The 21,619-nt window shown below is 32.4% G+C and carries 15 protein-coding genes, 2 pseudogenes and 1 riboswitch; of the genes and pseudogenes, 13 read left to right on the forward strand and 4 right to left on the reverse strand.

What is annotated here, in order from left to right; all coding sequences use genetic code 11:
• Positions 1 to 260: 260 nt before the first annotated feature.
• Both CLHOM_RS17410 and CLHOM_RS17415 read left to right on the forward strand, forming a co-directional pair.
• Positions 261 to 701, forward strand: a complete 441-nt coding sequence (locus CLHOM_RS17410; RefSeq protein WP_242846802.1) for a LysR substrate-binding domain-containing protein — start codon at positions 261 to 263, stop codon at positions 699 to 701.
• Positions 702 to 756: 55 nt separating this feature from the next.
• Positions 757 to 3,717, forward strand: coding sequence for an ABC transporter substrate binding protein (locus tag CLHOM_RS17415; RefSeq protein WP_052222955.1), 2,961 nt, complete (start codon positions 757 to 759; stop codon positions 3,715 to 3,717).
• Positions 3,718 to 3,800: 83 nt separating this feature from the next.
• On the opposite strand, the gene argC is transcribed toward CLHOM_RS17415, so the two are convergent.
• Positions 3,801 to 4,841 (reverse strand): N-acetyl-gamma-glutamyl-phosphate reductase, encoded by a 1,041-nt coding sequence (gene argC, locus CLHOM_RS17420; RefSeq protein ID WP_074782942.1) that lies wholly within the window; start codon positions 4,839 to 4,841, stop codon positions 3,801 to 3,803.
• A gap of 144 nt (positions 4,842 to 4,985) precedes the next feature.
• On the opposite strand from argC, the gene CLHOM_RS17425 reads away from it, so the two are divergent.
• Entirely contained in the window at positions 4,986 to 5,405 is a 420-nt protein-coding gene (locus CLHOM_RS17425; protein WP_052222957.1) for a hypothetical protein, read from the forward strand.
• A gap of 77 nt (positions 5,406 to 5,482) precedes the next feature.
• On the opposite strand, the gene CLHOM_RS17430 is transcribed toward CLHOM_RS17425, so the two are convergent.
• Complete coding sequence (locus tag CLHOM_RS17430; RefSeq protein ID WP_052222958.1) at positions 5,483 to 7,540, reverse strand: two-component system response regulator; 2,058 nt, start codon at positions 7,538 to 7,540, stop codon at positions 5,483 to 5,485.
• A gap of 229 nt (positions 7,541 to 7,769) precedes the next feature.
• Positions 7,770 to 7,851, forward strand: a riboswitch (ZMP/ZTP riboswitch).
• A 52-nt stretch (positions 7,852 to 7,903) separates the two neighbouring features.
• Between CLHOM_RS17430 and CLHOM_RS17435 the strand changes: the two genes are divergently transcribed.
• Positions 7,904 to 9,073, forward strand: a complete 1,170-nt coding sequence (locus CLHOM_RS17435) for a phosphoribosylaminoimidazolecarboxamide formyltransferase (protein ID WP_052222959.1) — start codon at positions 7,904 to 7,906, stop codon at positions 9,071 to 9,073.
• A 169-nt stretch (positions 9,074 to 9,242) separates the two neighbouring features.
• Here CLHOM_RS17435 and CLHOM_RS18610 read toward each other — a convergent pair whose 3' ends face one another.
• Positions 9,243 to 9,479 carry a hypothetical protein gene (locus CLHOM_RS18610; protein WP_052222960.1) on the reverse strand — a complete coding sequence of 79 codons (237 nt, stop codon included), beginning with the start codon at positions 9,477 to 9,479 and terminating at the stop codon, positions 9,243 to 9,245.
• Between the two features lie 150 nt (positions 9,480 to 9,629).
• On the opposite strand from CLHOM_RS18610, the pseudogene CLHOM_RS17445 reads away from it, so the two are divergent.
• The 5 genes and pseudogenes from CLHOM_RS17445 to CLHOM_RS17465 form a co-directional block, all read left to right on the forward strand.
• Positions 9,630 to 9,863, forward strand: a pseudogene (locus CLHOM_RS17445) (winged helix-turn-helix transcriptional regulator); the annotation flags it as partial.
• A gap of 105 nt (positions 9,864 to 9,968) precedes the next feature.
• Positions 9,969 to 11,105, forward strand: a pseudogene (locus tag CLHOM_RS17450) (serine hydrolase domain-containing protein); the annotation flags it as partial.
• A gap of 87 nt (positions 11,106 to 11,192) precedes the next feature.
• Positions 11,193 to 11,813 carry a response regulator transcription factor gene (locus tag CLHOM_RS17455; protein WP_341377418.1) on the forward strand — a complete coding sequence of 207 codons (621 nt, stop codon included), beginning with the start codon at positions 11,193 to 11,195 and terminating at the stop codon, positions 11,811 to 11,813.
• A gap of 75 nt (positions 11,814 to 11,888) precedes the next feature.
• Positions 11,889 to 12,812 (forward strand): sensor histidine kinase, encoded by a 924-nt coding sequence (locus CLHOM_RS17460; RefSeq protein ID WP_052222962.1) that lies wholly within the window; start codon positions 11,889 to 11,891, stop codon positions 12,810 to 12,812.
• 2 nt (positions 12,813 to 12,814) lie between these two features.
• On the forward strand, positions 12,815 to 13,471 hold the full coding sequence (locus CLHOM_RS17465; protein WP_052222963.1) for an ATP-binding cassette domain-containing protein: 657 nt from the start codon (positions 12,815 to 12,817) through the stop codon (positions 13,469 to 13,471).
• A gap of 146 nt (positions 13,472 to 13,617) precedes the next feature.
• Here CLHOM_RS17465 and CLHOM_RS17470 read toward each other — a convergent pair whose 3' ends face one another.
• Positions 13,618 to 14,481: an AraC family transcriptional regulator gene (locus CLHOM_RS17470; protein ID WP_052222964.1), complete on the reverse strand. Its 864-nt coding sequence runs from the start codon at positions 14,479 to 14,481 to the stop codon at positions 13,618 to 13,620.
• A gap of 128 nt (positions 14,482 to 14,609) precedes the next feature.
• Between CLHOM_RS17470 and CLHOM_RS17475 the strand changes: the two genes are divergently transcribed.
• From CLHOM_RS17475 to CLHOM_RS17490, 4 genes are all read left to right on the forward strand, one after another.
• Positions 14,610 to 15,854: a dicarboxylate/amino acid:cation symporter gene (locus CLHOM_RS17475; protein ID WP_052222965.1), complete on the forward strand. Its 1,245-nt coding sequence runs from the start codon at positions 14,610 to 14,612 to the stop codon at positions 15,852 to 15,854.
• A 182-nt stretch (positions 15,855 to 16,036) separates the two neighbouring features.
• Positions 16,037 to 16,489 carry a MarR family winged helix-turn-helix transcriptional regulator gene (locus CLHOM_RS17480; protein WP_052222966.1) on the forward strand — a complete coding sequence of 151 codons (453 nt, stop codon included), beginning with the start codon at positions 16,037 to 16,039 and terminating at the stop codon, positions 16,487 to 16,489.
• Between the two features lie 45 nt (positions 16,490 to 16,534).
• A complete protein-coding gene (locus CLHOM_RS17485; protein WP_052222967.1) occupies positions 16,535 to 18,262 on the forward strand; it encodes an ABC transporter ATP-binding protein in 1,728 nt (575 codons plus the stop codon).
• 1,250 nt (positions 18,263 to 19,512) lie between these two features.
• Positions 19,513 to 21,540 carry an ABC transporter ATP-binding protein gene (locus tag CLHOM_RS17490; protein WP_423230645.1) on the forward strand — a complete coding sequence of 676 codons (2,028 nt, stop codon included), beginning with the start codon at positions 19,513 to 19,515 and terminating at the stop codon, positions 21,538 to 21,540.
• The last annotated feature ends 79 nt before the right edge of the window (positions 21,541 to 21,619 follow it).

Below are 21,619 nucleotides of genomic sequence, written 5' to 3' on the forward strand. Positions count from 1 at the left end.
GTGTGTTAATACTATTTAAACTATACATAATCTCACTAACTTAACTTTCTTTATAGATTACTAGATATAGAAAAATGCTATTAAAATTACTATAAAGACTATCTAATTTAAATCACTAGATTACTTTCTATATCTAGATTTATTATATAGTAAGTCAGGGAATATGAATAATAGTTAAAAATAATATCAAGATTAATAAATATTGATTGTGAAAATATGTTAAAATAATGATTATTAAAAGTAGAGAAGGAAGTTAGATAGTGGAAAGTAATGATTTAAAAATATTTCAAATGGTAGCCTATGAAAAATCTATTTCTTCTTATTTTTCTTTTATAGAAGAACTAGCTATTATATCTTCAATAGATATTAAAAAAACAGATGAATTGCTACAAAAACCTATTATTATAAGTAATAATGTTGATTGTACTTTTCGTGCTACATTGGAAAAGTGGATTATTTTAAATGATGGAACAACGAATAGGATTATTGAGTTTGATTCTTCAGAAGCTATTATAAAATATGTAGAAGATGGCATGGGTATATCGCTTTTACCTAAAAGCTTAGTAAAAAATAATGATAGAGTATGTGTCCATCAGCTGCCTAATGAGCTTAATAAAGTGACAATATACTTTATTAAGCGAAATGATTCAAATATTAATCATCCAGTTAATAATTTTATTAATATGCTTTCAGAAGGATAGATATTTGTTGCTTTATTATTATAAATTCTAATTATATGTTATCGGGGGAAATGAATTGAAAAATAAATTTTGTAGAATATGTACTATGATATTTTTAATATTCTTATTAGCAATTAGCAATATGTATAAGGTAGCCTTTGCTGAAAGTAAAATTGAGAAACATATATTAATTCTTCATGCTTTTGCACCTGAATATCCGATACACATGCAATATAACAAAGGTATAAAAGATAAATTAGAGCAAAATAAGAAATATAAATTCATCTATTCATATGAATATCTAGATTTTGCACGTCATTCAAAAGAAAAGGGGTATTTTGATAATATTGCACAATACCTTAAGCTTAAATATAAAAATTATAAACCTGATTTTATTGTTACCCAAGCTAACTTGCTTCCCCTTCTTGAAAAATATGATAAAGAAATATTTTCAGGTGTACCTGTAATTATTACAAAGGATAATAATGGATTGCAGGAGATTAAAGGACATTCCAACTATTTTTTTATTGAACAATCAACAGAAGCGGAAAAGAATATTCAGCTTATTCTACAGATAAAGCCATTGACTAAAAAAATATATATTGTAATTGGGGATTCTGCAGATGAGCGCATATTTGTAGAAAGATTTAAAGATGTTGAGAAGAAATACATAGATAAGATTCAATTTGTTTTTATGAATACGTTCTCCTACAATCAAATGATTGAAGCTGTAAAAAAGGCAGAAGATGATTCGGCAGTTCTGTATTTTCGCTGGCTCACTGATATTGAAGGAAAAAGCTTTATTCCTGAAGAAGTGATCAATGATATATGTAAGGTTTCAAAAGTACCGGTGTATGGAACTGATGCACAGTTCCTTGGCAGTGGAATCCTTGGTGGCTATGTAAAAGAGCAGCAGGTTGCTGGACAAGTAGCGGCAGATATTATAATAAAAATATTAGAAGGAAAAGAAAGCACAGTGCATAAGGAGATCGCCAGCGTATCTAATGTATATGAATTTGACTGGCGTCAGCTAAAAAGGTTTGGAATAGATGAAAGTAAGTTACCGCAAGGCAGTGAAATAAAGTACAGGGAAGTAAGTATATGGGAGCAGTATTGGGGTTACATTTGTGCAGGCTTTGTATTGATTATACTTCAGACAATGCTGATACTTGGTCTTATGATAAATAGGAAGAAGAGAAAATCTGCTGAAAAAGAATTAATAATAAGTAATTCCTCTCTTCAAAAATTAACCGAAAAGCTTATAAGTATTGATAAGATGAAGGATGAATTCTTGAGCAATACCTCTCACGAACTTCAAACGCCTCTTAATGGGATAATAAATATAACTGAAACTCTTACAGAAGGGAACCACGGCACAATTAACCAAAGACAAAGAGATGAACTTCAGGTTATATTGGCATTATCAAAAAGATTATCTTCTTTAGTAAAAGACATAATAGACGTTGAAAGAATAAAGAGAAACGAAATCCAGTTTAATTTTCAAACTATTAACATAAAATCTCTTTGTGATATGGTTTCAGGTGTTTTTAAGCACTTAATTATTGGAAAAGACATTGATATTATACTTGATATTCCTGAAGATATCCCACCTGTATTTGCAGATGAAAATAGACTTATTCAGGTTTTATATAATCTTCTTGGTAACTCAGTTAAATTTACTGAGAGAGGGATTATTACTATATCTGCAGTTGAAGAGAATGAATTCATAAAAGTAAGCGTAGAAGATACTGGAATAGGAATTTCAGAGGATGTGCAGGGAAAGTTGTTCAACGCTTTTACCCAAGGAGGAGAAGATATACAGAGCCAGTATGGTGGAAGCGGTCTAGGGCTTTATGTAACACAAAAATTATTGGAGCTTATGAAGGGAGAAATATTTCTTCAATGGTCTGAGTTTGGAAAAGGGTCTTGCTTTTCTTTTATACTTCCAAAATCCAATGAGATCTTAGAGGATATCAAAAGAGAAGTACTGGAAGTTATAGAAGCTGAAATAAATGTAAAAGAGATTGAGAATAAAATTTCTTCAGACTTCGTTGCGCTTGCGGTAGATGATGAACCCACTAATCTAAGAATATTGAAATCTCTATTAAGGAGTAAGGGTTATGAGATATTAACAGCATCAAACGGTAAGGAGGCAATTGAAATTATAAGGAGCCGTCAGGATATTGATATTGTATTGATGGATGTTATGATGCCGGGAATTTCAGGATATGAAGCTTGTGAGAGAGTACGTGAATACTATTCAATATACGACCTGCCAATATTAATGCTGACAGTGAGAGATACTCCAGAAGATGTTGCTACAGCCTTTGAGGCAGGAGCCAATGATTTTGTTGTAAAACCATTTGTAGCTAAAGAACTGCTGGCCAGAATATCAAATTTGTTGCTTTTAAAAAAATCAGTACATGAGGCTCTGAAAAATGAAATGGCTTTTTTGCAGGCACAAATAAAACCGCATTTTTTATTTAATGCTTTAAGTACTATCATGTCTTTCTGCTTCACCGATGGAGAAAAAGCTGCAGAGTTGTTGTCTTACTTAAGTCAGTACCTGCATAAAAGCTTTAATATCGATAGCACTTCTGCAACGGTAACTTTTGAAAGTGAACTTCAGTTGACAGCAGCTTATGCAGAAATTGAAAAGGCTAGATTTGGTGATAGGCTATCTGTAAAATTTGACATAGACGAGAATGTTAAGAAACATAGTACCTTGCCCCTGACAATTCAGCCTCTAGTTGAGAATTCCATAAGGCATGGTCTTATGAAGAGAGAAAGTGGTGGAACTGTGAAGATACAGGTTAAAGTGGAAGAAGATATGATAAAAGTTTTTGTTGAAGACGATGGCATGGGAATTGAGAATACTGAAGGAATTTTAAAGGAAGGAGAAGCATTGAAAAGTACTGAAACTGGTGTTGGTCTAACAAATATTAGACGACGTTTAATGAATTATTATGGAACGGAACTTTGTTTGTACTCAAAGAAAGATGAAGGCACAAAAATTTGGTTCACAATTCCAAAATAGAGATAATATATTAAAAATGGAGCAGTAAAAACTGCCCCATTTTTAGGCTGTACCTACTTATAATATATAAGATGAAGTTTACACTAATATGGATGCAAACCATATCTCTTTAGCCCTAAGGTTTCCTCTAAGCCAAACATTAGATTCATATTTTGAACTGCGGCATGTGCTCCGCCTTTTCCTATACTATCAAGTACACTAAATACAACTATTCTATTTCTTTTTTCATCAATATCTAAACCAATGTGGCAATAATTAGTACCAGAAACAGAGTTAACCCATGGATAAGGTACATATTGCCAGCTGGCATTCTCTTCCTTTGGAATATCAATTATCTTAATAAAATACTCATCTTTATAGTATTCTTTATATAAATCCAGAAGTTCAGTTCTGCTTACTTTTGTTTTAGGGAAGCAATGACATATAGCTAATATTCCTCTTGTAATAGGAACATAGGTAGTTGTAAAATGTACTATAACTTTTGAATCTCCAATTATGCCTAGTTCTTGTTCGATTTCATAGGTATGGCGATGATTAACAACATTATATGGTACAAGATTATTACTAATTTCAGGGTGGTGAATTGCAATATCTAGCTCTGAACCAGCGCCTGCAGTACCAGATAAACCATCAATGACTATTTTTTCATTATCAATTAAATCTTCTTTTATTAATGGGGCAAGCCCTAAAATAGAAGCTGAAGAATAACACCCAGGATTAGCAATAAGGTTGGACTTTCTAAGCTCTTCTCGATGTAATTCAGTTATACCATATACCGCGCCTTTAGAAATATCCCAACATGAGTGTTTCATGCCGTAGATGGTTTCCCAGTCATGCCTATCTTTTAATCTAAAATCAGCACCTAAATCAATAACTTTACTTCCTTTTTCAAGTAATTCTTTAGTAATATTCATTACATTTCCTGTAGGTAATGCTGCAAAAACAACATCACAGGTTGTTACTTCTTCAGGCTTGACTAATTTTATGCCTGATCCATAAAAGTTCTTATGAAAAGCTTCAACAGGCTGACCACTTCTACTGGTAGCCCACGCTATCTTTACCTGAGGATGCTCGCTTAATATAATATTGTATTGGATATATAATACATTAACATTCTTTTTCAGTCAATATAAAGTCAAAGCTAAAGAAGGATAATTTTCTAGTCCTTTGGAATAATAAAACTGGTACTAATTTAGAAGTACTTTTCTTAAAAATAGATTAAGATACTAATGGAAAGTTTTAAAATATTGAAAAGGAAGTGATTTTTTATGAAAATAGAGGGATATTTCTCTAACATAAAAACAGCAAATGAAGTTGTTGGAAAGCTTAAAAGTGAAGGCTTTAAGGGAGCTTTTACAGATATCAACGAGCATATGAATAATGCATATACGAAAAGTGGAGTTTTAGGCTCAAGAGATATATCAAGTATGTCTCAGGCGATTTTTGGAGATGAGCAGGGTTCTTCACTAGCAGCAGCAAGTCCAATGGCAAGCGGCATGGGAGGCTTTGAAGAAATAGCAAATGTAAATTGCAAGGTAGTTGTTGAAGCAAAGGATAGAGATACAGAGAATGCAAGGGAGATAATCCGAAGAATGGGTGGAACCACTGAGGACCCTAATGGAGGAATACCTAGAGGACTCGAAAATATAGATGAGGATGATTTAATACTAAAAAATTTGAGGGGTTAAACATATTAATATGATTTTCTGAAGTATAGAACGCCCGGGTAAATTAATATTTATCCAGGCGTATTTTTAATGATTAATTAGGCGTCTCTGAGTTTATTACAATAAAACCTCAAAAAATCCTCATTAGACATAGGCTTACCATAAAAATAACCCTGCATTTCATGACAAGTATTTTCCTTGAAGAAGTTAGCTTGTTCTTGTGTCTCCACACCTTCAGCAACTACATCTATTTTAAGGCTTTTACCTAAAGCCATAATTGTTGAAGCAATAATAGAATTATCATAATCTCCATCTATTTGGCATACAAAAGACTTGTCTATTTTTAATTTGTTGACTGAGAAACTAGTTAATTGACTTAAAGAAGAATATCCAGTTCCAAAGTCGTCGATGGCAAATTTAATTCCCATACTTTTTAATTCGTTAATGGTCTTTATAGTATGTTCTACATTTTGCATAGCTATGCTTTCTGTAATTTCCAACTCTAAGTATTGAGGCTCTAATCCTGTTTCTTCTAGTATCTGAGATACTATTTTTGCTAGGTCTTGCAATTCAAATTGAATAGGAGAGAGATTGACAGCTACAGTTAATGGAGGGAATCCAGCATTTTGCAAGGCTTTATTTTGAGCACAAGCTGTACGCAATACCCACTCACCAATAGGTATAATTAAACCTGTTTCTTCAGCTAAAGGAATAAATTTTTGAGGCGGAACTAGTCCCCAATTAGGGTGCTGCCAGCGAATTAAGGCCTCCATACCAACCACTTGTTCTGTTATAGTATTTACTTTTGGCTGATAATAAATTGTAAATTCCTTATATTCTATAGCACGCCTCAAACTATTTTCAAGGGCTAATCTTTCTAGTGCTTTTTCATTTAAAGCTGCAGTATAGATTTGGAAGGTGTTTTTTCCATTTTCTTTAGCGCGATACATAGCAACATCCGCATTAGTCATTAAAGTTTCAGCAGTTTCACCATCCTCTGGATAAATGGTAATTCCAATACTAACAGAAATATAAAATTCATGAGGGCCGATTATAAATGGTTCTCTAGTAACTTCAAGAAGTTTATTGGCTAATTTTGCTACATTTTCTTCTCGAACTATTTCAGGTAATAATATTATAAATTCATCTCCGCCTATTCTAGCAAGTGTATCCGTTGAGTTCAAAGAATTTTGAAATCTTTTAGCTACTTCCTGCAATAGTTTATCACCAACGTCATGACCAAGAGTATCATTAATCAGCTTAAATCTGTCTAAATCAAGATACATTACGGCAAGTTTCATATTTGTATGTTTAGCATGAGAAATTTCATGAGCAATACGTTCTCTTAGCAAAAAACGATTAGGAAGACCAGTTAAAGAATCATAAAGAGCTTGATACCTAATTGTTTCCTCATAATTTTTTCGTTCTGTAATGTCACGAAATATAATGGTGAAAAAGCACTTATTGTCAACATAGAATTTAATTATAGTAAGTTCTATAGGCAAAGTTGATTTGTCCTTTCGATGACCAATTAGCTCTATATTTGTATTCTGTAGACTTGAATCCTTATAATAAAGTTCAGAAATAAGGAGATGAATATTTTTACCTAATAATTCTGCAGTTGAATAATTAAAAATTTTTTCAACAGCAGGATTGATATACTCTATATTTCCGTTAATATCTATAGTGATAATTCCCTCAACTGCATGGTTGATTATAGAATGTGCAAATGCCTCACTTCGATTAAGAACTTTTTCCGTATGTCTTGTATAAAGCATCCTACTTATGCGTTTACGAAGGACTGCCCAATTAATGGGTTTACTTATATAATCAGTAGTTCCAGCTTCAAAGGCTGTATTTACAGAATTTTCATCTTCCAGAGAGGTGATCATGATAACAGGAACATCTTTGCCATCAGGTAATTGGCGTAATTGAGAACATGCATCAACTCCATTCAACTCTGGCATTATATAATCCATTAAAATGATATCAGGTTTGAACTCTTGTAAAAGTGAAAGTACTTGCCTACCATTTTCAGCCTCAATGACTTTATATCCTTCTTCTTCTAAATTTTTTCTCATAGTAAATCGTATAAATTTAGAGTCATCTGCCACAAGGACTAGAAAATTTTTTTTATCAAATATTTTATCAATCATATTTTTGAAATACTCCTCTTGCTTCAGTAGTTCTTTACTGAGATTTAAGTCTTTGTCTATTTTTTCTATAGCTAAGTAACGTAATAAAGATTTAATATCATAATTATATGTTGAGAGTTATTTATATGCAAGCCATGAAAGCTTTATATTCATCTTTCTTTTCCTCAATAAATTAACCAGCATACTTGATTTAATAATATATACATGTTACAATGTGAAAAATTAATAAAAATAGTCATGTAACTGGCGGAAATGGAATTAACCATAGGGAGCATGATTTAAGGAAAGTATCGACCGCCTGGGTAGAATAATATTTATCCAGGCGGTTTTTTTGTTTTAAAAATGATTATGGAGGTATTATCAATGAAAGAGTTTATTCTAAAGTATGGATGTAATCCACAGCAAAAACCAGCTAAAATTTATTCTAAACAAGGAGAAATGCCATTCAAAATATTAAATGGAACTCCAGGGTATATTAATTTCTTAGATGCTTTTAATTCTTGGCAATTAGTTAAAGAATTAAAGTTAGTATTAAATTTACCAGCTGCTGCTTCTTTTAAGCATGTTAGTCCAGCAGGTGCTGCAGTAGGAATTCCATTAAGTGATGAATTGAAAAAATCATATTTTGTTGAGGACATAGACTTATCTCCTGTGGCAGCAGCTTATGCAAGAGCAAGAGGGGCAGACAGAATGTCATCCTTTGGTGATTGGGCTGCTATAAGTGATACTGTTGATTTACCTACAGCAAAAATTTTAAGCAGATCTGTTTCAGATGGAATAATTGCTCCAGGGTATACTGATGAAGCATTGGAATTGTTAAAGAAAAAGAAAAATGGTAACTACTGTATTATCGAAATGGATTTTAACTATGAGCCAGAAGAGCTTGAAACTAGAGAGGTATATGGCATCATCTTCCAACAAAATAGAAATACTGTATTACCTAATTATGATATGTTAACTAATATAGTAACAAAGAATAAAGAAATTCCAGAAGAAGCAAAAAGAGATTTAATTGTGGCTATGATTACTCTAAAGTATACTCAATCAAATTCAGTATGCTATGCTTATGATGGTCAGGTTATTGGATGTGGAGCAGGACAACAATCTCGTATTCACTGTACAAGACTTGCAGGCTCAAAGGCTGACATATGGTACTTAAGACAACATCCTACTGTACTTAACCTACGTTTTAAAGCAGGAGTAACACGTCCAAATATCGATAATGCAATAGATCAATTTTTAAGAGATGATGTAACTGAAATTGAAAAACAAGGCTGGAGTGATGTTTTTGAAGAAGTTCCAGCTCAACTAACTAAAGAAGAAAAAGCTCAATGGCTTTCAACTTTAAAGGGAGTTTCATTAGGTTCAGATGCGTTCTTCCCATTCCGTGATAATATTGACAGAGCAGCTCAAAGTGGAGTTAAGTATATTGTTCAGCCAGGCGGCTCAGTAAGAGATGATATAGTAATCGATGCATGTAATGAATACGGTATGGTTATGGTACACTCTGGATTGAGATTGTTCCATCACTAAAAAAACTATAACATAAATTATAAAATAATATGTTTATATTTTAAGAATTTTGATATAATATAAATAAGAAATGCTTAGTGTTGGTAGCACTAAGCATCCTTAGAACATTTATTTTGTTTTAGGGCTATTGGATTAGATTTATGTTATATTATGAATCTTAGAAAAAGTGCTAATCTTGTGAGGATGGAGCACTTTTTTCTTTGATTCTAACTTCTATTTCAAAACCAAGTAACTTAATCTTAATTTTTAAGGAATGTATAAAAAGGTTATGTTTTAAAACAAGTTTAATAACATAAACAATTAATGCATGCTTAATAAAAGTATCCAACATATCCAATACCACCCCCTTAGCTACAGTGAATAATTCACCAATAGCCCAGGAGGATAAAACGTTCAAAACCTCCACAGCCATCCTTCTGTGGTCAGTATATTTACCAGGATATTGTACCATAATTATGCATTAGTATATAGTGGGGTTTACTGGAAAAAACGTAATGAGTAAGTATATCAGATGGGCTGGTAAAGAATGCATTAGGTAACTTTAAGGAGATTTAATGAGCTTCAAAGGCTGTGCGGAGATATTTCTCAGACAATACTCACAAAGCAGTTAAGAGAACTTGAAGATAGTGGGCTTGTGCATAGAGAGATTTACAAAGAAGTGCCTCCAAAAGTTGAATATTCGTTAACGGAAATAGGAAAAACTTTTATTCCTATATTAAATACTATGGGACGTTGGGGAAAGGATTATATGATCTTAAGTAAAAACTCCATTGAAAAAATAGATGAATAATGATTAAGTACAATAATCAGCTATGCAATTTTCAGCATAGCTGATTATTTATCTGCGAACCACTAGCAAAAAGTAAGAAAGAGTAAGAAATAAGTAAGCTTAAACGATCCTGTTGAGAAATATCTTACTCGTTGGCATTTACCAGATTCTAAGTTCAATAAAGATAAGGTAACTATTAAAAGTCTATTAAGTCATACTGGAGGCTTATCAGTTCATGGATATTTAGGAATAGATCCTGATAAAAAGGTACCTTCAATAGAAGAATCTTTGTCAGGAATTGGATTGATTAATCAGCCCTTGAAAATTATTAATGAGCCAGGAAGCCAGGTAATCTATTCTGGGGGAGGATATACCTTGCTGCAATTAATTATAGAAGAAGTAACAGGCATCACTTTTAGCAAGTACATGGATAAGGAAGTATTAAAACCTTTAGGAATGGAAAACAGTTCATATAGTGACGATTACAACAAAAGCAATATGTCAAAGGCTTATGGATATTTTGGGCAAGAAGTTCCAAATTATAATTTTACAGAGAAGGCTGCAGCAGGATTAAAAACTACAGTTTCTGATTTTTCTAAATTTGTTTTAGCAAATATGGATGGATATAATGATCAAGTTAGAGGCGGCAATGTTTTAACGAATAAAAGTGTAGATTTAATGCATATTCCAGTAAAATCTGATTCAGGGCTTGGTATTTTTTCAAAAGAGTTATCTGATGGCAGCACATTTTTATATCATGGTGGAGATAATCGAGGATGGCATTCCTTATATGGATTCATCCCAGAGAAAAGAGAAGGAATAGTTTTATTTACAAATAGCGATAATGGAATAGACTTAAGACAAGATATATATAATTTTTGGCTGGAATATGAAACTGGAGTAATGCCACAACAATATTACGCAATGGAAAAGTCAAGAAATTTAAACGCGAAGATAGTTATTACTTTTACAGTTCTTTTAGCAGTATACATTTTATTTTTTATAGTTAAATTAAAGCACGGGAAAAAACTTTTTGTTACAAGAAAAGGCAATATATCTCTAGTAAAATTCCTTATAAGAATATTAATTCCTATGATTTTAGCAGGTGTTATATACTTTATCTCTTATAAAATGGATATATTGCCACTTCAAGGTGGTTTAAAAAATGCTGTAATCATAATCTTTGCATGGCTGCTGGTTTTCTTCGTTACTGGATTTTTTACCAAAAGTAAGAAGAAAGCTAAAGAGGGAATTATTGCTTAGGTTATGCTTATGTTATAATAATAGTAATTTTGTAGTTTATGGTAGAAATGTTAAGATAAAGGTAACTGCTTCAAACAGGAGGCTTATATGAAGAATAATATATTAATTATTGATGATGATGTTGAACTATGCAGATTACTTAACAGATGCATGGAGAATGAAGGGTATGAGGTTAGTGTTGCTCATAATGGAGTAGAAGGCTTAGAGTCCTTGAGTCACAATGAATTTCATTTGGTTATTTTAGACATTATGATGCCAGAAATGGATGGGATTTCTGTGTTAACCCATATCAGAAAAACAAAAAACATACCAATTCTCATGCTCTCTGCAAAAGGTGATGAAATGGATAAGGTTGTTGGACTTAGATTAGGTGCTGATGATTATATTACAAAACCCTTTAGTCTATCTGAATTAACAGCAAGAGTTCATTCCTTAATCCGCAGATATATGGTATTGGGAGCCTCGCCAAGAGATCCCGATTCCGTCGTTTTTGGAGATCTTGCCATTTATCCAGTATATATGAGAGTAGCTTATAAGGGTGAAGATATAGTACTTACAGGAAAGGAATACGACTTGTTGTATTTTCTTGCAACAAATCCTGGACAAGTTTTTACAAAAAAGCAGATTTATAGAAACGTATGGCAAGATGAGTATTCTTACGACGATAATAATATTATGGTACATATAAGAAGACTTAGAAAAAAATAGAGCCAGACCCTGATAAGCCTATATTTATTTTAACTGTTTGGGGCATGGGGTATAAATTTAATGGAGATATAAAAAATGACTAAAGTAGAAATTGGGTTTGCAGTCATAGTTGTAGTATGTTTAATACTTCTTGTTTATCAGAATCATAAATATAAATTTCAAATTAGGAAGACTACCGAAATATTAGAAGAAATATTGAAGGGAAATGAAAATCTAAAGATCCATATTGGATACAATGATCCTATTGCACCTTTAGTGTTTAAAATTAATCAGTTAGCAGCTTCTTATCAGGAAATAAAAATAAAAACATATAGGAAAGAGCAATCAAGAAAACAGATGTTTTCTAATTTATCTCATGATGTGCGTACACCGCTAACATCTGTATTAGGGTATCTTGATGCCTTATGTGATTTAAGAGTTGATGAAAAAGACATGGATGATTATTTACAAACTGCTAAAATAAAAGCCTATGAACTTAAAGAATACATTGATGAACTGTTTACAATGACCAAAATAGATGCAGAGGAGATGCAGCTTAATTTTGAATCAGTGGATTTGTTTGAATTGCTGCGTAGTGAATTAATCGGATGGATTCCAGAGTTGCAAAATAAAAACATAACACTTGAAGTTCAAATCCCAGATGAGGAGTGTTTTATAATAGCTGATCAACACGCATTAACTAGAGTTTTTAGAAACATGCTTCAAAACGCTGTACGCTATGGGGGAAGAGGAAACTTCATTGGGGTACATGCATGGAAGTACGAAAATGATGTATGTTTTCAGGTGTGGGATAAAGGACCTGGGCTGTCGAAGGAAGAAGTATCCAAAGTTTTTGACAGGCTTTATAAATCCGACTCTTCTAGAAGGACAAAAGGGCATGGGCTAGGACTTGCAATAGCTAAGGAATTAGTTCAGAAGATGAAGGGTAAAATTTATATGAAGAGTATTCCCAATACTAAAACCTTTGTTCAGGTATCTATTCCAATACTCTTAGGATGATAATGGGATTAATTAAGCATTCTTCAGGTTATGTCAAAATCTTTGATAAAAGCATAGATAAAAGTCCTAAAAAAATTTATTCTCGAGTTGGATCAATTATTGGAGTACCAGGATTTTATGAAAATTTAACGGGCCGGGAGAATTTAGAAATAATGGCACGGTTAAGAGGAATCCACCGAGCAGATGCTGTTCAGTATGCTATCGCAAGATTAGGAATACAAGAGTCAGCTAATAAAATAGCGGCGCAATATTCAATTGAAATGAAGCAAAGATTAGGGATAGCTATGTCAATTATGCATGAACCTGAATTGCTTATTTTGGATGAGCCAACTAATGGACTTGATCCTAAGGGTGTTCAGGAAATTCGAGATTTGCTTATAAGCTTACGGGATGAGAAAGGTGTTACTATTATTATTTCCAGCCATAAGCTAAATGAGATTGAATTATTCACAGTAGTTTTAATAAGATCCTTTAAACAATTTTTCTTAGGAGGCAGCCTTCTTTTTCTGATCGCATCTCCAGCTGTGTTTATTGCTATAAAATTTAAAAGTTATGTGCACAGTATTGTATTTTCTGCTGTTATTACTATGATAAATATTCTAGTAATTAATTCAAAATATATGGCCTTATATCCTTGGTCAGCAGTACTAGTTATATGAAATAATATGACTACCATAAAATATTCTATTGGGTACTCTTACATTTCCTTTTTTACTATATCAATTTTGGGATTTATTGCAGCAATAATTTATTTTTTTAAAGAAGAGATTTAAGGGGATTATGCATTATTAAATAAGTTTGTTTACTATCTATTAAACTTATAATATTGCTTTGGTGACAACTTAAATTCCTTTTTAAATGCTCTTACAAAGGTAGAATAATCTCCAAAACCGCATAGGGAGCAAACCTCTCCAGCCTGCAGGCCATTCTTTATTAAGTCTGAGGCTCTTATTATTCTCTTTTTTTGTATATATCCATATAGGGTATAGCCCGTTTCTTTTTTAAATAAGTGCATGAGATAATACTTATTTAGATAAAACTTTTCAGAAATAATATCTATAGATAAATCCTTATCTAGATTTGAATTTATGAAGCTTAATATATCTTCTACTCTAGGATCATATTTAATATCATCAATGTTTTCATTAAGCTTCATTCCAAGAAATAATCTATTTATCTTTACTATAAGCTGAAGAAATAGTGCATTTTTTAATATATGGCTGCCGAAAGCTTTGTCATTAATTGCAGCTTCAAGATCTGCAAGATTTTGCTTTATTGAATTTATATCCTTTATACTTAATCTAATGAGATTCAACTTTCTTTCAGCTGCTAATTCAAAGCAGCTCAAAAGGTTACAATTATTTTTATTATGTTCTTCTAAAAATAGTGGATTTAACCAGAGAATCATTCTTTCGTAGGAAGTGGCTGGACTTATTATTGGCATGTGGAGATCATTTCTGCCAACTAATAATATATCCCAAGGCTTTAGTTTATAAGACTTTCCTTCAATTATATAGGTGACGTCGCCTGATATAAAAATAATTATTTTGTTAAAGTCGTGGTAATGAAATTCAAATTCATTTTTCTTCTGATCTTTTAGATTAAAAAAATGGAAATCTTCATTAAGATAACCTCTTTTTACTTTTTCTTTAGAAGCATTATCATCCATACTATTCACCTCCACCAACATAACCAATTATAGCATTATATGCAATAAATTGAACAGTAAATACAATAAAAATTGCAAATAGAGCACATATAATAGTTAATATGAAGGAAGTAAGGAGATGAATATGTATGGGGAATTTATTAAAGAATTATAAAATGTCATTAGTACTGCTTGTTTCAATATTAATAGGCGGAATAATCGGAGTTATTTTAGGACCAAAGGCAACAGTGTTGGAACCATTTGGGCAAATATTTCTAAATTTGATGTTTACCATAATAGTACCTTTAGTTTTCTTTAGTGTGACATCATCTATAGCTAATATGAGTGGGATGCATAGATTAGGTAAAATAATAATTAATATTGCAATAGTTTTTATAATTACTGCCTTAATATCTAGCATATTGGCTATTATAGGAGCTCTCCTATTTAATCCTACAAAAGGTTTAGATGCTGAAGCTATTAAAACTATCTTATCTCAATCCGGCATAGAAGTTAGTAAGGATGCTGAAAAATTATCTTTATCAAAGCAATTAGTAAAGACAATTACAGTAGGAGACTTTTTAGACCTATTTTCAAAAAGTAATATGCTTCAATTAATCATCTTTTCTGTTTTATTTGGTTTATCCACAGCTTTGGCTGGTGAAAAAGGAACAGTTATAAAAAACTTTTTAAACTCAGCCTCAGCTGTAATGATGAAAATCATAAAAATTATTATGTACTATGCTCCAATTGGACTTGGATGTTATTTTGCTTCTATTGTAGGGCAATTAGGAACACAGATATTACAAGGGTATCTGAAGGCATTCCTGCTATATTTAGGGTTATCTGTAATAAGTTATTTTATATTGTTTAGTGTATATTCATATATAGCAGCAGGTAAGATAGGATTTAAAGCATTTTGGAGAAATGCTATTCCTCCAACAGTAATAGCATTAGCTACCTGCTCAAGTGCTGCATCAATTCCAGTTAATCTTGAAGCTGCTAAAAAAATAGGTGTCTCAAAGGATATTGCAGAAACTGTTATACCACTTGGAGTTAATACCCATAAGGACGGGTCAGTTATTGGAGGGGTATTAAAAATTGTATTTCTATTTGGATTATTCGGTAAAGACATTAACAATATTCCAACATTGTTGTCAATATTAGCAGTGGGCTTTCTGGTAGGAGCAGTCATGGGAGCAATACCAGGGGGCGGAATGATTGGAGAGATGCTTATAATAAGTGTTTATGGATTTTCACCTGAAGCCCTTCCTGTAATAGCTGTTATCAGCACAATTATAGATGCACCAGCTACAGTGCTAAATTCAACTGGAAACACCGTATGTTCAATGTTAGTTTCGAGATTTGTTGACGGACGAAATTGGTTAAAGTAGTTTAAATTCCCTCAGCCGAATAGCTTGAGGGAATTTATTTTAAAAAAAATAACAATTTGTAAACTTGAATTATTTTTATTGACTGTTAGCTGGCTAAATGATAGTATGATTTAAGTTAGGTGGCTAAATAATATTTTTGAAATAGAAACTTTAAAACAAATGATGTGTAAAGGAGGTACATAATGTATTGTTATCATTCAGACAGTTTATATCATATATTTGGCGAAATCATAAGACTTCATTATCATCGCTCTCATAATTTGCTTGATAAGCTTGGAATATATCCAGGGCAGCCGCCAATGTTACTGTCATTATATCATAAAGATGGTCAAAGCCAGAAAGAACTTGCAGAAAAAATCAAAATTAAACCTGCAACTATTACAGTTATGTTAGGAAGAATGGAGAAATCAGAGCTTGTAACAAGAAGACAAGATGCAGAAGATCAAAGAATATCCAGAGTCTACATCACTGAAAAAGGTAAAAGAGTTTGTGAACAACTAAAACAGGTTTTTATTGCTTTAAATGGAGAATGTTTTAGTAACTTTTCAGATGATGAAAAAGAATCACTACGCAAATTACTGATGAAGATGAGAGATAATCTAGTGGAAGCAAGTGAGAATAAATTAGATATTTAAGACACTAAGTACAGTAAGGATATTTTTGTTGGGGGATGATTATTAATGATTAAGGTATATAAATTTTTGAAACCATATACTGCTATGGTTGTAGCAGTAATAATTTTTGTGACTTTGCAAACTTTGGGAGATCTTTATCTTCCAACACTTATGTCAAACATAATAAATGAAGGAGTTATGCAAGGAGACACAAATAGAATTCTTCAAATTGGAGGGTTAATGCTTTTAGTAGCTGGAGGAGGAGTTATATGTTCGGTTATTGCTAGCTTATTATCTTCAAAGGCTTCTGCAGGCTTGGGAACAATCTTAAGAAGCAAGGTATTTAGAAGAGTTGAAAGCTATTCTTTATATGAATTTGATAAATTAGGTACTGCGACTCTTATTACAAGAACTACAAATGATATTAATCAAATTCAAATGGTTACAGTTATGATAATGCGTTTAATGATTAGTGCGCCAATCATGGCTGTTGGTGGAGTTATAATGGCACTTAAGAAAGACAGGCCTCTTACATTAGTGTTAGCAGTGGCAATACCTGTACTTGCAGGGGTTGTGGCATTTATAGCATCAAGAATGATACCGCTTTTCAGATTAGTGCAAGTAAAGATTGATAAAATAAATCTTGTTTTACGTGAAAAGCTTACAGGTATAAGAGTTATTCGTGCATTTAATACTGTTGAACGTGAGAGAAAGCGTTTTGATGAGGCAAATGTAGATCTTACAGATAACTACATTAAGGTTAATAAAATAATGGCTTTCATGATGCCTTCTATCATGCTTATTATGAATTTTACCTCACTTGCTATTCTTTGGTTTGGTGGTATACGTATAAGTGAAGGAAGTATGGATTTAGGTGCACTTGCTGCATTTACTCAATATGCTATGCAAATTATGATGTCAATGCTTATGCTAGCGATGATGTTTATTATGGTTCCTCGTGCACAGGCTGCAGCTGTAAGAATTAATGAAGTTCTTGATACAGTTCCTGAAATAATAGATGCAGAAGAAACAAAGGATTCTTTTATTGGAAAAGGCTATGTAGAATTTAAAGATGTAACTTTCAGCTATCCTGGAGCTGAAGAACCAGCTCTTAGAAATATTTCATTTTCAGCAAAACCTGGTGAAGTTACTGCCATTATTGGAAGTACAGGTGCTGGTAAATCTACACTGATAAATTTAATTCCAAGATTTTATGATATTGATAGTGGAAGCATTCTTGTAGATGGAATAGATGTGAGAGAAATTTCTCAAGAGAATCTAAGAAATAAAATAGGTTTTGTACCTCAAAAGGCAGTTTTATTTTCTGGAACAATAACTGAAAATATTAGGTTTGGTAATAAAGATGCAACAGATGAAGAAATTATACATGCTGCTGAAGTTGCACAAGCAACAGAGTTTATAGAAACTATGGACAAAGGCTTTGATCACGAAATTTCTCAAGGCGGTACTAATGTATCCGGTGGTCAAAAACAGCGTCTTTCTATAGCTCGTGCATTAGTTAGAAAACCTGAGATATACATTTTCGATGATAGCTTCTCAGCTCTTGACTTTAAAACAGATGCAAAACTAAGAGCTGCACTTAAAAAGGAAACCTTAGAATCAACTGTTTTAATTGTTGCACAAAGAGTTGGTACTGTTATGGATGCGGATAGAATTATAGTTTTAGATGAAGGTTCTATTGTTGGAATTGGAACTCATAAAGAATTATTAGACAAATGTGATGTATACCGTGAAATTGTATCCTCACAACTTTCAGAGGAGGAAATAGCATGAGTGAAGATAGAAAGAGAATAGATAATGCTCAAATGGGAGGCAGAAGAGGAGGCCCAATGGGTCAAATGGGAAGACCTGTAGAAAAAGCAAAGGACTTTAAAGGTACCTTTAAAAGACTTCTTCGTTACTTAAGACCTCATAGAATTAATTTAATCATTGTATTAATATTTGCTATTTTAAGTACTTTATTTACCATATCTGCTCCCAAAATAACAAGTAAAGCAATGAATAAATTACAAGATGCTTATATGGCTCGTAAAATGATATCCGAAATGTCAAAGGGGCAAACTGAAGCAGTAAATAAAATGAAAGACAAAATGGGAGATGTTCAAATAGAAACTGTAGACAAGATTAATGAAAAGATGATTGAAGGTCAGAAGAAAGCTGTAGATCAAATAACAAAAAGTATGGGCGATGCTCAAGTAACAGCAGTAAATGAAATTTACAAAAACATGGCTATTCAATTACATCAAGGTGTGGTTTCTGGACAAAAGACTGCCGTTGATAAAATAACCTCACAAATGGCTTTGGTTCAAAAGGGATTAATAGCTCAAATGCAAAAGAGTTCAACTCAGATGCCTCAGCAGGTAGATGCTAAGACAATTGATGCTATACAAAAATTAATGAAGCTTCCTATGATTGATTCAATTAGTGATAGACAAACAAGGATTGAAACTACTATTAAATTTATTGATATTCTTGAAAGTATGCCTGCAAATGGCCAAATAGATACAAAATCATTAGCTTCAGCAAAAGAATTATTAAGTCTTCCTATGCTTGATAGTGTTAAAAATTCACAAGAAAAGATCAATATAATAAAAAAGTTTATGGCTATGGCAAAAGATATGCCTGGTTCAAGTACTTCAATGCAGCTTGATACAAACACAATGAATAAAGCACTTGCAAAAATTCCTGAGATAAAAGATTTTAGTACTACTTCTAGCTCAAAATCAACAAATAAAATGAACCAAAAAGAAATAGACTCTGTTGAGAAGTTGATGAAGCTTCCAATGATTAATGAAATAAAAGATGCTAAAGAAAAAAGAAGTACTTTAATTCAACTTATTGATATATTTAAAAACATGCCTAATACTTCAGGGGCAAGTACTACAGCAAGCTCTGGAAGTCAGTTTAATTCGACAGATTTGCAAACTATTCAGGAATTATTAGCTTTACCGGATATAAGCAGTATTAAAGATCCAAATGAAAAGACAGCAGCTGTAATAAAATTGGTTGATGTATTTAGCAAAATGCCTGATATGAATAAAGATAATGCAAAATCAGATGAGATGATGAATCCTGAGCAGCTTAAGAATGTTCAGCAATTACTTAAATTGCCTATGTTAGATAAAATAACTGATTCTACTGAAAAAACTAATGTTTTAAGCCAAATGCTTGATATATTCAGCAAAATGCCAGATATGGGTACAACTACTGATAAAACTAACTCAGAAGATAAATTTGATTCTAAGAGTATAAAATCAGTACAAGAGTTTATTGCTTTGCCAAGGCTTGATACATTGAAAGATGCAAATCAAAAGGCTGACGTAGCTAAAAAGATTTTAGATTTAAGTAAGGAAATGGAAGGCACTATGGACAATGCTTCAACAAGTGCTAAAGATAATGTAAAGCTTACTGATGATCAAATAAATTCAGCTATTACAGCAATAAGAGAAACTAATGGAGAATATGATTTCCATTACATTGGAGTTATTGCTCTAATACTAATAGGTATGTATATAATAAGTGCCATTTTCAGTTTAATCATGGGTCTTGTAATGTCAGGTGTTGCTCAAAAGACAGTCCGTGATTTAAGAAGAGAAGTTGACGATAAGCTTACTAGATTGCCGCTTAAATATTTTGATTCACATCCTCATGGAGATATACTAAGTCGTGTTACTAATGACGTTGATACTATAGCTACAACCTTACAACAAAGTTTAACGCAGATAATAACATCTGTTATAACTATAATTGGTTATATTATTATGATGCTTACAATAAGTCCTATTTTAACATTAATCGTAATAGCTACAATGCCTTTATATGTTATTTCAACAGCGCTTATTGCAAAGAAGTCTCAAAAGTATTTCTCCGTTCAACAGAAAGAGCTTGGACAGCTTAGCGGACATGTAGAAGAAATGTATACAGGGCACAAAATAGTTAAAGCTTTTGGACATGAAAAAGACTCAATAGAAAAGTTTGAAGCTATAAATGACAGACTTAAGGATGCAGGTTGGAGAGCACAGTTTGTATCTGGAGTAATGTTCCCGCTTATGAACTTTATAAGTAACCTAGGATATGTGGGTATCAGTATAGTTGGCGGACTTTGGATTACAAAAAGTTTGCTTGGTTTAGGTGATATACTAGCCTTTATACAATACTCAAGGTCTTTTACAATGCCAATTGTTCAGACTGCAAATATAGCAAATGTTATTCAATCAACAATTGCTTGTGCTGAGCGTGTATTCCAGATACTTGATGAAGAGGAGGAGCTTGCTGATAGCAAAGAAGCAGTGGTATTAGAAAATCCAAGAGGTGACGTTACCTTTGAACATGTAGACTTTAGATATAAGGAAGATGTTCCACTTATAGAAGATATGAATTTAGATATAAAACAGGGACACACAATTGCTATTGTTGGACCAACAGGTGCAGGTAAAACAACTCTTGTTAATCTATTAATGCGTTTCTATGAAATAAATTCAGGTAAGATAAGCATTGATGGTGTTAACATAAAAGATATAAAACGCAGTGAGTTACGTAAAATGTTTGGTATGGTACTTCAAGATACATGGCTATATAATGGAACAATTAAGGATAATATAGCTTATGGAAAAGAAGGTTCAACTATGGAGGAAATTGTACGGGCAGCAAAAGCTGCTCATGCAGATCACTTTATAAGAACACTGCCTCAAGGTTATGATACAGTTCTTAATGAAGAAGCAACTAATATTTCACAGGGACAAAAACAACTTTTAACTATTGCCAGGGCTATACTCGCAGATCCTACAATTTTAATTCTTGATGAGGCTACAAGTAGCGTTGATACAAGAACAGAAGTATTAATTCAAAAGGCTATGGCTAATTTAATGGAAGGTAGAACAAGTTTTGTAATTGCTCACAGACTTTCTACCATACGTGACGCTGAACTTATACTAGTTATGGATAAGGGAAGAGTTATTGAAATGGGTAACCATAAGGAATTGATTAGTAAGGGTGGCTTCTATGCTAATCTTTACAATAGTCAATTTACTAATTCAGAAGAAGCAGTATAAAAATAAGAAAGCATCTAAAGGTTTGAAAAATCAAATCTATAGATGCTTTTGTTTCATTAATTTTTAGAAATATGCAATT

It is taken from the genome of Clostridium homopropionicum DSM 5847 (assembly GCF_001263795.1).
GTDB classification, from domain to species: Bacteria; Bacillota; Clostridia; order Clostridiales; family Clostridiaceae; genus Clostridium_H; species Clostridium_H homopropionicum.